Here is a 15,209-nt window from a genome sequence, read left to right on the forward strand (position 1 = left end):
CGCCAGACATTCACCCGCAAAATCTAAGCTTGTGTTTTTCCCGCGTCGCCACATTTTATCCCAAAGTCGAAACCAGACTTTCCAGTGCGGGCTTAAGTTCGCTCTGGTTGCAACGCGGCGTGGGTGGACGCCGCCCAATAGGGGTGACTGATGTGACTGTCGATCAGAACCTATCCTCCCGTATCAATTTGATGCGCATATTGCTGATCTCCGGGATCGTGTTCGTCCATGTGCCGCACGATGCCGAAACCAGCCCTTTTCTCGGCCTTTACGGTTTCTTCGACTGGCTGCGGGTTTTCCTCGGCGATGCGCTGTTTCGCATCGGCGTGCCCTGTCTCAGCGCCATTTCCGGTTATCTGCTGTTTCGCCGCGGCATGAGCGGTTTCGATTATCCGGCGACGATCCGTTCTAAGTCGAAAACCGTGCTGCTGCCCTTCCTTCTGTGGAACGGCGCGCTGTTTGCCGCGGTGCTGCTTATCCAGCTGTTCGACCTTGGCGTCGGCTATTTCCCTGATCTGTGGAATGCCAGCCCGCGGGAAATCATCAGTCACGGAACGGCGCTTGAAGAGCTGCCGGTCAACGTGCCGCTATATTTCCTGCGTGATCTCTTCGTCTGCATCCTGCTGTCGCCGGTGCTTGCCTTTCTGATGCGCCGTTTCGCGCTGCCGACGCTCGCGATCCTGCTCATCATCACCGCCATGCCTGATTTGACGATCTTCATCGTCCAGAAGAAATCCATCCTTTTCAGTTTTTCGCTCGGCATTGCACTTGCGCTGCACCGGGTCGACGTCAAGGCGCTCGATCCTTACGCCGTGCCAATCATGGCGCTGACCTTTGCCGCCTCGGCCATATTGGCGACGGGACTTTATTTCACCGGCCCGGAATTCACCTTCTGGCTCAACATGTCGCGCAATCTGCTTGCCGTTTTCGGCGCGCTCGGTTTCTGGGCGTCTTCCGCCCTGTTGATCCGCAGTCGGCTTGGCCAGCGGCTTGCCGAAACCGGCAGCCTGAGCTTCTGGATTTTCTGCGCCCATTATCCGCTGCTCGTCATCATGTGGATGGTATGGAACAAGGGCGGGCCGGATTTCTACCCCGCCTTTTATATCAGCGCAACGCTTTCCGCCTTCGTCATTCTGGTGATCAGCAATTCCCAGACCCGCAAATACCTGCCGACCGTCTATGCCGTGCTGACCGGAAGCCGCAGCGGCAAAGGCAAGACGAAGGCCGACTTTGCGGCAAAACGGGCCGCCATGATCGGCCCGCCGACATCCGAAACGCTTTATTCGCAACGACAGAGGTGAACCAATGACAACATTTGTCACCCGCGTTCAGACACGCATTCTTCTCGCCGCGGCCCTTCTGGCTGCTCCCTTTGCGACGCCGGGCCAGGCGCAGGAAGGCAATGGCGCATCCTTCATCGAGAACTTCGATTCCATGGACAGAAGCTTCTGGTACGTTTCCGACGGCTGGAACAATGGCGCGCATCAGAACTGCACCTGGTCGAAGAAACTGGCGACGGTGGAAAACGGCCAGCTGACACTCGGTTTTGAAGAAGCCAAGGCCGGCGACCGCAAATTCGCCTGCGGTGAAATCCAGACCAAGGGGCGCTATCGTTACGGCACCTATGAGGCACGCATGAAGGCTGCCACCGGCTCGGGCCTCAACTCCGCCTTCTTCACCTATATCGGCCCGACCGACAAGAAGCCGCACGATGAAATCGACTTCGAGGTTCTGGGCAGGAATACGGGCCAGGTGCAGCTAAACCAGTATATTTCCGCCAAGGGCGGCAATGAGAAGCTGGTGCCGGTGGAAGGCGGAGCCGATGCCGGCTTCAACGATTACGCCTTCGTCTGGGAACCGCAGCGCCTGCGTTATTACGTCAACGGCAAGCTCGTCCATGAAGTGACGGATGAGTCGAAAATCCCGCAAAACGCCCAGAAGATTTTCTTCAGCCTGTGGGGCACCGATATGCTGAAGGACTGGATGGGCAAGTTTTCCTATTCCGGCGCGACGCAGATGGTCGTTGATCGTTTTGCCTTCACGGCGCTCGGCGACAAATGTCAGTTCCCGGAATCCATTGCCTGCGCCCTCAACTGATTTTTTTGAACCAAACCGTCATCCGCGGCGTCTCTGACGCATGAACCAACCGGACCCTTGCATGACCCATGTTCTATATCTCGCGCATGATCTGTCGGACCCCGCCATTCGTCGGCGGGTGCTGACCCTGCTTGCGGGCGGGGCGCGGGTGACGCTGGCGGGCTTCCGGCGCGGACAGAACCGACTGGCGGAGATCGAAGGCGTCGTACCCGTCGTGCTCGGGGAGACCGCCGACGGGCAGTTTCTGCAGCGCATGGCGGCGGTGGCGAAAGCCAGCCTTTCGCTCGGCAAGACATTGAGCGGCATCCCCACCCCCGACGTCATTCTTGCCAGAAATCTGGAAATGCTGGCGCTGGCAAAGCGGGCCATGTCGATCTATGCCGGACAGCCGGCGCTGGTTTACGAGTGTCTCGACATTCACCGCCTGCTTCTTAACAAGGGAAAGCCCGGGCAAATGCTGAATGCCGCGCAGCGTTATTTCGCACGCGACGCCAAGCTGCTGATCACCAGCTCTCCCGCCTTCGTGGAGCATTATTTCAAGCCCGTGTCGGGCCTCGATCTTCCCGTCCTGCTGCAGGAAAACAAGGTGCTGGCGCTCGATGCGGCCGTTGCCGCCACGCCGCAGCCACGCGCTCCCGCCCAAGGCGAACCATGGAAAATCGGCTGGTTCGGCGCGCTGCGCTGCCGCAAATCGCTGGAAATCCTTGCCGAATTTGCCCGTCGAATGGAGGGCAAAGTCGAAATCATCCTGCGCGGCCGGCCGGCCTATTCGGAATTTGCCGATTTCGACGGCTTCGTGGCCACTGCCCCGCATGTGCATTTCCATGGGCCTTACAAGAACCCCGAGGAACTTGCCGCCATCTATAACGAGGTGCAATTCACCTGGGCGATAGACTTTTTCGAGGAAGGCCAGAATTCCAGCTGGCTGCTGCCCAACCGGCTTTACGAAGGTTGCCTTTATGGCGCCCTGCCGATTGCGCTGGCCGGCACGGAAACCGCCCGCTTCATCGAAAAGCGCGATATCGGCTTCGTGCTGCAACATGCGGGCGCTGGCGATCTCACCGCACTGTTTAACCGGATGAACCCGCAAACCTATGCGGACGCCTTCAACACCCTCTCGGCAACAGACAGGAAACAATGGCTGACGGACCGCGACGATTGCCGTCTGCCGGTGCAGCAACTGTCCTCTCTCGCCAAATCCGCTTCCGGCCATGCCCGTGAAGCGCAGTTTTCACCCGTGTAGTGCGTAGGGGGCAAATCATGGAAGGTCTTGGTCATTCCGGCATCAGAACGCTGATCGTCATTCCCTGCCTCAATGAGGCGAAGACGATCGAGGGGCTGCTTGTCAAATTCACCGGCGCGATGCAGGGGCGTCTTTTCCGCATCGTGGTTGCCGATGGCGGCAGCACGGATGGAACCCCCAATATCGTTTCCGCCTTCGCGGCGGCGGATGACCGCGTGACGCTTCTCGCCAATCCGAAGCGCATCCAGAGCGCCGGCATCAATCTTGCCGTGGCCACCTTCGGCGAGGATTTCGACTACCTCATCCGCATCGACGCCCATGGCGATTATCCCGATGATTATTGCCAGAGACTTATCGAGGATGCCGAGCGCACCGGTGCGGATTCCGTCGTCGTCGCCATGGATACCGTCGGCCACGGCCTGTTCCAGAAGGCGACGGCCATCGCCCAGAATTCCAAGCTCGGCAATGGCGGCTCCAAGCACCGCGAAGGTGCCAAAGGCCACTGGATAGACCATGGCCACCACGCGCTGATGCGGATTGCCGCTTTCGACGCGGTCGGCGGTTATGACGAGAGCTTCAGCCACAATGAGGATGCGGAGCTGGATTTCCGGCTGCGTAAATCCGGGTTCCGCATCTGGATGACCGACAAAACCCGCATGACCTATTATCCGCGCGCCAGCGTCATGCCGCTGTTCCGGCAATATCTCGCCTATGGCCGCGGCCGGGCAAAGAACCTGCTGAAACATCGCTCGATCCCGAAAATCCGACAGATGATACCGCTCGCCGTGCTGCCGGTTTTCATCTTCGCGCTGCTGTCGCTTGTGCATTGGGCGGCACTTATTCCGCTCGGCCTCTGGATCGCCGCATGTGTGGGTTATGGCTTGTGGATGGCAATAGGTCAGAAAAACCCATACGGCCCGCTCGCCGCCTTTTCGGCAATGGTGATGCATCTGGCCTGGTCCACCGGCTTCTGGCTGGAACTCCTGAAATTCCGGGGAAGAAAGGCTGTCTCATGACCGACAACACCGTCACCCGCACAGATGATTCGAAAACCGTCGATATCGGCATCTGCACCTACAGACGCCCGGCACTTATCGCCACACTTCTGTCACTCTTCGAGCTGGATGTGCCGGAAGGCGTGAACGTTCGGCTGATTGTTGCCGATAATGACGAGGAGCCGAGCGCCAGGGCAAGCGTCGATCGCCTGCGCGAAACCGCGCCCTTCGAGATCACCTATGTGCATTGCCCGAAATCGAATATTTCGATTGCCCGCAATGCCTGCCTGTCGGAATGCAAGGCGGATTATCTTGCCTTCATCGATGATGACGAGACCGCCCCGCCGAACTGGCTGGCTGCCCTTCTGGAAAAGGCCGATGAAACCGGTGCGGAAGCCGTTCTCGGCCCCGTAACGGCGGTTTACCGGGACAACGCGCCGGGCTGGATGAAACGCGGCGATTTCCACTCGACAGTTCCGGTCTGGGTGAACGGCGAGATCATCACCGGCTATACCTGCAACACATTGCTCAAGATGGATGCGCCCTCGGTGAAGGGCCGGCGCTTCGCGCTGGCGCTCGGCCAGAGCGGCGGTGAGGACACCCATTTCTTCTCGCACCTTCACGCCGCGGGCGGCCGCATCGTTTTTGCGGAAGACGCCATGCTGTCCGAACCGGTGCCGGAAAATCGCGCAAGCTTCATGTGGCTTGCCAAACGCCGCTTCCGCTCCGGCCAGACCCATGGCCGCGTGCTGGCGGACAGGAAACCCGGTATACGCCGCGTGGTGCAGGTGCTGAAGGCAGGTTCGAAAGTGCTGTATTGCGCCGTCTTCGCCGCCTTGAACGGCTTCAACGCCGTGCGCCGCAACCGTTATGCGCTGCGTGGCGCACTGCATATGGGCTCGATGAGCGGCGCCTTCGGCGTGCGTGAAATCCGCCAGTATGGCGTGGTGGAGGCGACCTGATGGAGAACCTTGCCTCGCCGCCCGATATCAGCTTCGTCATCGCCGCCTATAATGCCGCCGATACGATCGAAGCCGCCATTCAAAGCGCACTCGACCAGCAGGGTGTGACGCTGGAAGTGATCGTCGTCGACGACCGCTCCGCCGATGACACCATTGCGCTCGTGGAAGCTATCGCCATCATCGATCCGCGCGTCCGCCTGCTTGCTCTTGCCGAAAACCTCGGTCCGGGCGGGGCACGCAATGCCGGTATCGAAGCCGCGACCGGACGCTGGATCGCCGTGCTCGATTCCGACGATGTCATTCGCCCGGAGCGCTCCGCCTGCATGATGTGCCGGGCGGAAGCCGCCAATGCGGCGATTGCGGTCGATAATCTCGATGTGGTCTATACCGACGGCAGGCCCATGGAGACGATGTTTCCGGAAGAATTTCTGGAGGAACGGCCGGTTCTCACGCTTGAGGACTTCATTTCCTCCAACATTCTGTTCCGCGCCACCTTCAACTTCGGCTACATGAAACCGATGTTCCGGCGCGATTTCCTCAATGTCGAGGGACTGCGCTTCCGCGAGGACATCCGCATCGGCGAGGATTATATCCTGCTCGCCTCGGCGCTCGCCGCCGGCGGTCTTTGCGTCATCGAACCGAAGCCGGGTTATGTCTACAATATTCGCGAAGGTTCGATTTCGCGCGTGCTCGAACTTCATCACGTCGAAGCGATGATGCGGGCGGATCAGGAATTCCTGAGCCATTACACATTGCTGCCGGCAGCCATGGATGCGCAGCAGGCGAGAGCCCGCAGCCTGCGGCTGGCGCATAATTTTTTGACATTGGTGGAAAACATCAAGAGCCGCTCGGTACTCGGCGCCTTGAAGACCACGATAAGGGATCCTGCCGTGCTGGGGCACTTAAGAATGCCCATTGCAGTGCGGCTGAGGAGGCTGCGGGATGCGATGTTTGCGCCCGCGGCGAATACAGGGGTGAAAAGGCAGATTTCATAAAATTTGCGCGCGGACCATGTCTGCGCGGGGACTGGGGACAGATCAAACCTTGATGAAGGAGAACGCGATGGACCTGAACAAAACTGTCAGAAAAGCCGTCATTCCCGTAGCTGGCAACGGCACACGGTTTTTGCCCGCCACCAAGGCGATGCCGAAGGAAATGCTGACGATCGTGGATCGTCCGGTCGTGCAATATGCCGTTGACGAGGCCATGCAGGCCGGCATCGAGCACATTATTTTCGTGACGAGCCGCAACAAGACCGCCATCGAAGACTATTTCGACAGCGCGCCGGAACTCATCAACACGCTCACCCGCTCCGGCAAGACCGTGCAGGTATTGCAGCTGGAAAAGATGCTGCCCGTTGCCGGCACCGTCAGCTATACGCGCCAGCAGGTGCCGCTCGGTCTCGGCCACGCCGTCTGGTGTGCACGCGAACTGGTGGGCAAGGAGCCTTTCGCCCTGCTTCTGCCTGATATGGTTTCCTACGGTGCACGCGGCTGCATTGCCGGGCTGATGGAACTTTACGATGAAGTCGGCGGCAATATTCTCGGCGTAGAGGAATGCCTGCCGGAAGAAGTGTCGTCCTATGGCGTCGTCGGCGTCGGCCAGAAGGTCAATCACGGCTTCGCCGTCACCGGAATGGTCGAAAAGCCGGAACCTTCCAAGGCGCCTTCGAATTATTACCTGAATGGCCGTTACATCCTCCAGCCGGAAATCTTCGATATTCTCGCCAGGCAGGAACGCGGCGCGGGCAATGAAATCCAGCTGACCGACGGTATGAAGCGCCTTGCCGAAAAGCAGTCTTTCCATGCGCAGAAATATAGCGGCCGCACTTTCGACTGCGGCAGCAAGCAGGGCTTCATCGCCGCCAACGTCGCCTTCTCGCTGCTGCGCGCGGACATGGAAGCTCAGGTTCTCGCTTCGGTGAAGGAACTGGTGGCGAACCACGAAAGCCGCGTCCAGGCGGCCTGACTTTAATCGCGCCGCCGGGGGAGGCGGCCGGCGCACCAATAACGGGAGGCGGGAAGGCGAGCATGTGTTCGGCTTCCCGCGTACCATTTTAATTCACAAGGTAGGTCCATGCACCACAAGACCTTTAAATCCAACATCGGTTTTCCGGAGTCCGGCAAGGATTCCGATACGTTCATCGACCTCGACCGCCTGTGGGCCGCCGTGGTGCGTCGCGCCAATGTCATTGCCGCTTCGGTCATCGCCGCCGTGGTTCTGGCCGGCCTTTATCTGGTGCTTGCGACCCCCGTTTACACCGCGATGACGCAGGTGCTCCTGGATGAAAGCCTTTCCCGTTATGCGGAAGAGGAATCGCCGGTGCCCGCCGCGCAGATCGTCGACAACCGCATCGCCAGCGCCGTGGAAATCTTGAAATCCAAGGAAATGGCGCTGACGGTGGTCGACAAGGCCAAGCTCGATGAGAACGACACCATCGTCAATCCGCCGATGTCCCCGGTCGAACTCGTCAAATCCTCCGTGCGCGGCATTCTCGACCTAGTGCTGCCGGGCGACCCACCGGTCTCCGAAGCCGCAATCCGCGCCGGACGCCGCGAAAAGGCCGCCGCCGTGCTGCAGCAGTCGCTGACGGTGGAACGTGTCGGCCGCAGCTCGGTCATCGCCATCTCCACCCGCTCGACCGACCGCCAGCTCGCTGCGCAGATCGCCAAGACCTATGCGCAGGCTTATCTTACCGAACAGCTGAACGCCAATTTCGACGCCAGCGAACGCGCCTCCGTCTGGTTGCAGGAACGCATGACGGACCTGAACCAGCGCGCCCAGGCGGCTGAACTGGCGGTGCAGAAATTCAAGTCGGACAACAACATCGTCTCCTCGCGCGGCGAGCTGATGTCCGAAGGCCAGCTTGCCGACCTGAACGGCCAGCTGATTGCCGCGCAGGCCGATGCCGCGACGGCCTCTGCCCGTTACAACCAGTATAAATCGATCATCGACAGGGGGCCGGATGCGGCCGTCGACAATGCCGTCGTTTCGGCCCGTGATACCGATAATTCGGTCATTCAGGATCTGCGCAAACGCTACATCACCATTTCCGACCGGCAGCAGGGCATCGTCCAGCAATTCGGCGCCGACCACCCGCAGGCGGTCGCGCTGGACGCAGAGAAGAAAGAGGTTTCGCGGCAGATCTATCAGGAACTGCAGCAGCTTACCGGCAGCCTGAAGAACGAATACGACGTCACAAATTCCCGCGTTCAGTCACTGCGCGACAATATCGACCGGGTGGCTGGCCGTAATTCCGAAGCCAACATCACCATGGTCCAGCTGCGCGAACTCGAGCAGCGGGCAACCGCGCTGCGCACCCTCTACCAGTCCTATCTCGGCCGCTTCGAGGAGGCTTCCCAGAAGCAGTCGCTGCCAATCGCCAAGGCCCGCATCATCTCCGAAGCCGGCCTGCCGACATCGCCTTCCAGCCCGAAAAAGACCATGACCATGGCGCTTTCGGTCGTTCTCGGCCTGATGCTGGGCGGCGGTATCGCAGCGCTTCTCGAATTCCGGGATCGCTTCTTTCACACCGGTAATGATGTGCGTGACAATCTGCGCATGCGTTTTCTCGGTTACCTGCCCTTCATCGGTGAACGGGGCGTGGAAAACGCCAAGCCGGGCAACAGCGCCGCCACCCCCGGCGGCGAGAATGCGACGCTTGACGAAAGCGGACAGGTCTCGTTCCAGAAAATGCTGCGCCTTGCCGTCGACAGCCCGCGTTCCAGCTTTGCGGAGACGCTGCGTAACGTGAAACTCACGGCGGATGTCGTCATTCAGGAGCGCCAGTGCCGGGTCATCGGCGTCATTTCCTGCCTGCCGAACGAAGGCAAGTCGGTCGTGGCGCTCAATCTCGCCGGTCTCATCGCCTCCACCGGCAAGCGCACGCTGGTGGTGGATGCGGATATCCGCAATCCCGGCCTCAGCCGCATGCTGACGACACGGCAATCCGCCGGCCTCGTCGAAGTGGTGCTCGATGAAGTTCCGTGGACGCAGGCGGTGAAGGTGGATACGCGCACGAAAATGGGCATCCTGCCGGTTTCGACCAGCAACCAGTTCGCCCATTCAAGCGAGCTTCTGTCTTCCTCCGGCATGCGCAAGTTCATCGACTCCGCGCGAGAGGCCTGCGATTACATCATCGTCGACCTTGCACCCGTGGTTCCCGTCATCGACGCCAAGGCCTTTGCGCCGCAGGTGGACGGTTTCGTCTTCGTCACCGAATGGGGCAAGACGCCGATCCAGATGGTGCAGAACCTGATGGCCAACGAACCGCAGATCGCCAACAAGACGCTCGGCATCGTGCTGAACAAGACCGACATGACGGAATTGCAGCGTTATGCCGGCCCCGGCGGTTCGGAGCATTATCACGAGAAATTCTCGGCCTATTACGGCGATGCGAAGCCGCCGGTAAAGGAAGATGCGTAATGGCGAAACGGCCCGGTGAAAACCGGGCCGTTTTATTCTGCCGAAGATTAGAACGACAGGCCTCTGGCATTGCCCCCTGAAATTGCGCATTTATGGCATGAAGCTAAAATCGCAAGCAGGATCAGTCCCATGCCATCACCCATCGCCTTTGTTTCACGGATGAATGCGGAAACGGAAGCCGTCTGGAAAGAGGCGCTGCGCGCCGCAATGCCCCAGGAGGAAATCCTTTCCTTTTCCGAATTGACGGGCGAACAGCGCCGGGCAGTGGATTTCGCCATCGTCGCCAATCCCGATCCGGCCGATATCGCGGCACTTCCGGGCCTCAAATGGATCCACAGCCTGTGGGCGGGTGTCGAGCGGCTGGTGCTGGAACTGGGCGATAAGGCACCCCCCATCGTTCGGCTGAAGGACCCGGAGCTTTCCCGCGTGATGGCCGAGGCAGTGCTGGCATGGACCTATTATCTGCAGCGCGACATGCCCGCCTATCGCGAAAACCAAAAAAAGGCGCTCTGGCAGGAGCTGGACTATCACCACCCCGGTGAGATGACCGTCGGTCTCCTCGGCCTCGGAGCCCTCGGCACGGCTGCGGCGGAGCGCCTCACCCATGCCGGTTTCAACGTTGCAGGCTGGAGCCGTTCGGCCAAGGCGATAGAGGGCGTAGAAACGCTGACCGGCGATGCCGGGCTGCAGGCATTGCTGGAAAAGAGCGACATTCTCGTCTGCCTCGTGCCCCTTACCGATGCGACGCGCGGTCTTCTTGATGCCACCCGTCTCGCCGCAATGAAACAGGGCGCGGCACTCATCAATTTCGCCCGCGGCGCGGTCATCGTCGCCGATGACCTGATTGCGGCGCTTGATTCCGGCAGGCTTTCGCACGCCGTTCTCGATGTCTTCGAGCAGGAGCCGCTGCCCGCCGCTTCCGCCTTCTGGCAGCATCCCAAAGTTACGGTCCTGCCGCATATTTCCGCGCCGACAAGCCGGGAAAGTTCGGCCCGGATCGTGGCCGGCAATGTTCGCACATGGCGGGAAACGGGCGGGCTGCCGGAGACGGTCGACATGGCCCGCGGTTACTGAACCGGCGGCAAGGCGGCCTATTCGGCCGCCACCGACTTGCCCGTATGGGCCTGTTCAACGGCGGAGACGATCTGCTGTTCGTCGTAAGGTTTGGTCAAGAGAACCGCGCTTGCCGGCGCTCCTTCCGGCAAATGGCTGTCGCCCGTCGCAAACACAATGGCAATCCCCGGCTTGCGGCGCAGGGCCTCCACCGCCAGTTGGCCGCCCTTCATGTCGGGCAGGCCGATATCGGTGACGAGAACGTCGATCTGATCCGCTTCGATAGCTTTCAGCGCCTGCGCCGCATTTCCGGCCTCCACGACGGCAAAGCCGCTCTCCGACAGCATCTCCGTCGAATTCATCCGGATCAACTCGTCATCCTCGACCAGAAGAACGCGTATGGACCGGTTTTGATTTTCGACCGCCCTGACCGGCTCGGAAAGTTTGGAAGAACCCGGAGCCGATGTCGGCCGCGCTCTCGACAGCGAAACCTGCTTGCGGTTGGCGATGACGTGGCGAATGCGCCGCGCCAGCGCTTCGCGCGTATAGGGTTTGGAGAGAAGCTCCACCCCGGCATCCAGCTTGCCGCCATGCACGATGGAGTTTTCGGTGTAACCCGAGGTGAAGAGAACGGCGAGATTGGGCAGCCGTTCCTGCGCGCGGCGCGCCATTTCCCGGCTTTTCAACGGTCCAGGCATCACCACGTCAGTGAAGATGACATCGATCGGAATGCCGCTTTCCACCACCGTCAAACCGGCCTGCGCATCGCGGGCGGTCAGCACGCGGTAGCCGAGATCGCTCAAGGTCTCGACGACGGTGTTGCGCACTTCCTCGTCATCTTCCACCACAAGAATGGTTTCCGTGCCGCCCTCCACGGGGCCGGTCGGCATCACCACTTCCCTGTCCTCATCGGCGGCGGAGCGCGGCAGATACATCTTCACCGTCGTGCCCTGCCCCACCTCGCTATAGATGTTGACGTGGCCGCTGGACTGTTTCGCAAAACCATAAACCATCGAAAGCCCGAGGCCGGTGCCCTTGCCTTCCGGTTTTGTCGAGAAGAACGGCTCGAAGACCTTTTCGAGAATTTCCGGCGACATGCCCGAACCCGTATCGGTGACGGCGAGCATCACATATTGCCCCGCAGAAACTTCCGAGTGCTTGCGGGCATAATCGCGGTCGAGAACCGCATTTCCTACCTCGATGGTCAGCTTGCCCTGTCCTTCCATGGCGTCGCGCGCATTGATGGCCAGATTGAGAAGAGCATTCTCCACCTGGTTGGGGTCGGCATAGGTGTTCCAGAGACCGCCCGAGGTGATGACCTCCACCTCGATCGCCTCGCCAAGTGAGCGGCGAAGCAGGTCGTCCATGCCGGTCACGAAACGGGCGATATTGATGACACGCGGCTCCAGCGCCTGGCGGCGGCCGAAGGCCAGAAGCTGGCTGGCCAGCTTTGCACCGCGATGAACGCCGGCAAGCGCGTTTTCCAGCCGCCGCTCCGCACGTTCATTGCCCATCACATCCTTTGACAGCAATTGCAGATTGCCGGCGATCACCTGTAGCAGATTGTTGAAATCATGCGCCACGCCGCCGGTGAGCTGGCCGATGGATTCCATTTTCTGCGCCTGCTGTAGCGCCTTTTCGGTCTGGCGACGCTCGGCCATTTCCGCCTCGACACGCGCCTCAAGGCTCTCGTTCAATTGCCGAAGCTGCTCTTCCGCCCGGATGCGGTGGCGAATTTCGCGCTCCAGATTGCTCGCATGTTCCTTGAGGGTATTTTCGGCCCGCCGCTGTTCGGTGACATCCGTATGGACACCGACCCATTCGGCAATGGCGCCGGCCTTGTCGAAAATCGGCACGCCACGGATCGCGAAAGTGCGGTAGACGCCGTCATGGCGGCGCACCCGATGTTCCCAGATATAGGTCGACTTTTCCGCGACCGCTTTGTTCCAGCTGTCGACAGACCCCTGCCTGTCGTCGGGATGAACCGCTTCCGCCCAGCCAAACCCCTGATATTCTTCCGGAGTCTGACCCGTCAAAGCGCTCCAGGCGGGTTGCTCGCCCAGCATCATTCCTTCGGCGCTGTTGGTCCACAGCACGCCGTGCACGGCATCCACCGCAGCGCGGAAGCGATTGTTGCTGATGAGAATTTCCCGCTCCGAGCGCTTGCGCTCCTCGATATCGATGATCAGCACATAGATGCCGTCGATGGAGCCATCGGCAATGTAACGCGGAACATAGCGGATTTCGGCGGCGCGCGTGCTGCCGTCCGGTCTGCTGATCACGGTATCCGAAACGATCTTTTCGCCGCCGAGTGCGCGGTCGAGATAGGCCCTGCGGGCCTCGAAAAACGCCTCGCCGACGATTTCGGGAACGCTGCGGCCGATCACTTCTTCGGCGCGGCGACCGAACCATTCCAGATAGCCGTCATTGGCGAATTTATAAACGTAATCACGGTCGACATATCCGACCAGAATGGGCAGGGCATTGGTAAGCCGGCTCAGTTCCTCGCGGCTCTGTTCCAGCGCCTCCACGGCCTTCACCTTGTCGGTATTTTCAAGCACGGTGCATAAAACGCCGTCTACCGTGCCGCCCTCGTTATAGATCGGCGTGTAGAACAGGTCGAAGATCACCTCTTCCGGCAGGCCGTGCCGCATCAGCGTCATCGGCTGGTCGCGATAGGCCATGACCTCACCGCGAAAACCGGCTTCGAGAATGCGGCTGTTCCAGTCCCATATTTCCGGCCAGATGCCGGGCACGGTTCCGCCCAGCGCCTGCGGGTGATAATTGCCGGCGATCTCCGCATAGCCGTCATTATAGATCATCACATGATCCCTGCCCCACATCAGCACCTGCGGAATGGGGGAATTGACGACGGAATTGGCTTTCTGCCTCAGATTTTGCGGCCAGTCGCAAATAGGACCGAGCGATGTCTTCGACCAGTCGAAGCGGCGCACAAGCTCACCCGTTTGACCGCCACCGATCGGCCATACCGGCGCAGCAACAAGATTGGTCATTCAACATCACCACAAAAACCGAGAGAAAATCTCCCGTAATACAGAACAGGATAAAAGTCCAAGAAAACAAAAACTTCCGCTTATTGTTCCCACGCTTTTCAGAAAATTGAAAAAGTTCCATCGCGGCGTAAATGTCGCAAGGCGAATGCTAAACCATCAAACATTTCAGGACCTTCGTGCCAGAAATTTCTCTAATATATCCCTGCGACCCCGCCGTCGTTTGACAATTGGCATCCTCAATACGCCAGAAATTGCCGCAAACGGGATGGCGACAAAGGAATTATTAAGCCTCAATAAGGGCGCTGGCGGTCGCGGTGCCGTCAGCGCCCGGGTCTTCGCCACACCGCGACCAGAGGGAACAACAATGAAAATACTTTTGGGTGCCACAATTCTTTCCGCCGGCTTCGCCTTTTCAGGCGGTGCGGCCTATGCCGCCGACTGTGGAAACGTGACGATCGCCAGCATGAACTGGCAATCCGCCGAAGTCGCCGCCAATCTCGATAAGCTCATTCTCGAAAAGGGCTACGGATGCTCCGCCGAAATCGTCACCGGCGACACCGTGCCGACTTTGACCTCCATGGCCGAAAAAGGCCAGCCGGATATCGCGCCTGAGGCATGGGTCAGCCTGCAGCCGGAAATCGTCAAGCAGGGGCTGGAAGGCGGCAAGGTCGTTGCGGCCGCCAAGATTCTCTCGGATGGCGCGGTCCAGGGCTGGTGGATTCCGAAATATGTCGCCGACGCCAATCCCGATCTCAAGACCATTCCTGATCTCTTCAAACATCCCGAACTCTTCCCCTCGCCCGAAGACAAGTCCAAGGGCGCCGTGTTCAACGGCCCGCAGGGCTGGGGCGGCACTGTCGTCACCGCACAGCTCTTCAAGGCTTTCGGCGGTGAAAAGGCCGGCTTCACCCTCGTCGACACCGGCTCCGCCGCAGGTCTCGACGGTTCCATCGCCAAGGCTTATGAAGCCAAGCAGCCATGGGTCGGTTATTATTGGGCGCCCACCTCGCTGCTCGGCAAATACGAGATGGTAAAGCTCGAATTCGGAACGGACTATGATGCGGCCGAATGGAAGCGCTGCACATCCGTCGCCGACTGCGCGGACCCCAAGCCGAACGCATGGCAGGTGGACGACGTGCAGACGTTGGTCAGCAAGTCCTTTGCCGATCGTGCCGGCCCCGCCATGGACTATCTCAACAAACGCGCATGGACCAACGCGACCGTCAACAAGCTGATCGCCTGGATGACGGATAACCAGGCGACCGGTGAAGACGGCGCCAAGCATTTCCTGAAGGAAAACGAAGCGCTGTGGACGGGCTGGGTATCTCCCGACATCGCGGAAAAGATAAAGGCCGCCCTTTAAAAGCCGGCCCCTGCATATCTGCCCGGCAAACGGCGTCCGCCAGCGGCGACGCCGCGC

Annotated in this window: 11 protein-coding genes; 10 read left to right on the forward strand and 1 reads right to left on the reverse strand. The window is 60.0% G+C overall.

Annotation, left to right across the window (positions count from 1 at the left end):
- The first annotated feature begins 152 nt into the window (after positions 1 to 152).
- The 9 genes from RAC79_RS15790 (at position 153) to RAC79_RS15830 (ending at position 10,796) form a co-directional block, all read left to right on the forward strand.
- Entirely contained in the window at positions 153 to 1,301 is a 1,149-nt protein-coding gene (locus RAC79_RS15790) for an acyltransferase (RefSeq protein WP_142846031.1), read from the forward strand.
- A gap of 4 nt (positions 1,302 to 1,305) precedes the next feature.
- On the forward strand, positions 1,306 to 2,097 hold the full coding sequence (locus tag RAC79_RS15795) for a glycoside hydrolase family 16 protein (RefSeq protein ID WP_174040179.1): 792 nt from the start codon (positions 1,306 to 1,308) through the stop codon (positions 2,095 to 2,097).
- Between the two features lie 61 nt (positions 2,098 to 2,158).
- Complete coding sequence (locus RAC79_RS15800) at positions 2,159 to 3,340, forward strand: glycosyl transferase family 1 (RefSeq protein WP_374997265.1); 1,182 nt, start codon at positions 2,159 to 2,161, stop codon at positions 3,338 to 3,340.
- A gap of 17 nt (positions 3,341 to 3,357) precedes the next feature.
- Positions 3,358 to 4,356: a glycosyltransferase family 2 protein gene (locus RAC79_RS15805; RefSeq protein WP_080857672.1), complete on the forward strand. Its 999-nt coding sequence runs from the start codon at positions 3,358 to 3,360 to the stop codon at positions 4,354 to 4,356.
- Complete coding sequence (locus RAC79_RS15810) at positions 4,353 to 5,297, forward strand: glycosyltransferase family 2 protein (RefSeq protein ID WP_174040176.1); 945 nt, start codon at positions 4,353 to 4,355, stop codon at positions 5,295 to 5,297. Before RAC79_RS15805 ends, RAC79_RS15810 begins: the two co-directional genes overlap by 4 nt.
- Complete coding sequence (locus RAC79_RS15815) at positions 5,297 to 6,292, forward strand: glycosyltransferase family 2 protein (RefSeq protein ID WP_065657391.1); 996 nt, start codon at positions 5,297 to 5,299, stop codon at positions 6,290 to 6,292. The genes RAC79_RS15810 and RAC79_RS15815 overlap by 1 nt, the downstream gene beginning before the upstream one ends.
- 67 nt (positions 6,293 to 6,359) lie before the next feature.
- The gene (locus tag RAC79_RS15820; protein ID WP_080857669.1) at positions 6,360 to 7,265 is read left to right on the forward strand and encodes a UTP--glucose-1-phosphate uridylyltransferase; all 906 of its coding nucleotides are present in this window, start codon (positions 6,360 to 6,362) and stop codon (positions 7,263 to 7,265) included.
- Positions 7,266 to 7,373: 108 nt separating this feature from the next.
- On the forward strand, positions 7,374 to 9,722 hold the full coding sequence (locus RAC79_RS15825; protein ID WP_065657393.1) for a polysaccharide biosynthesis tyrosine autokinase: 2,349 nt from the start codon (positions 7,374 to 7,376) through the stop codon (positions 9,720 to 9,722).
- A gap of 129 nt (positions 9,723 to 9,851) precedes the next feature.
- Positions 9,852 to 10,796, forward strand: coding sequence for a 2-hydroxyacid dehydrogenase (locus RAC79_RS15830; protein WP_374997266.1), 945 nt, complete (start codon positions 9,852 to 9,854; stop codon positions 10,794 to 10,796).
- A gap of 17 nt (positions 10,797 to 10,813) precedes the next feature.
- Here RAC79_RS15830 and RAC79_RS15835 read toward each other — a convergent pair whose 3' ends face one another.
- Positions 10,814 to 13,789, reverse strand: a complete 2,976-nt coding sequence (locus RAC79_RS15835; protein WP_142846024.1) for a PAS domain-containing protein — start codon at positions 13,787 to 13,789, stop codon at positions 10,814 to 10,816.
- A 364-nt stretch (positions 13,790 to 14,153) separates the two neighbouring features.
- On the opposite strand from RAC79_RS15835, the gene RAC79_RS15840 reads away from it, so the two are divergent.
- Entirely contained in the window at positions 14,154 to 15,152 is a 999-nt protein-coding gene (locus tag RAC79_RS15840; RefSeq protein ID WP_078053665.1) for an ABC transporter substrate-binding protein, read from the forward strand.
- Positions 15,153 to 15,209 lie beyond the last annotated feature (57 nt).

This window comes from Agrobacterium sp. LR_9 (genome assembly GCF_041954855.1).
Classification (GTDB): Bacteria; Pseudomonadota; Alphaproteobacteria; order Rhizobiales; family Rhizobiaceae; genus Agrobacterium; species Agrobacterium leguminum.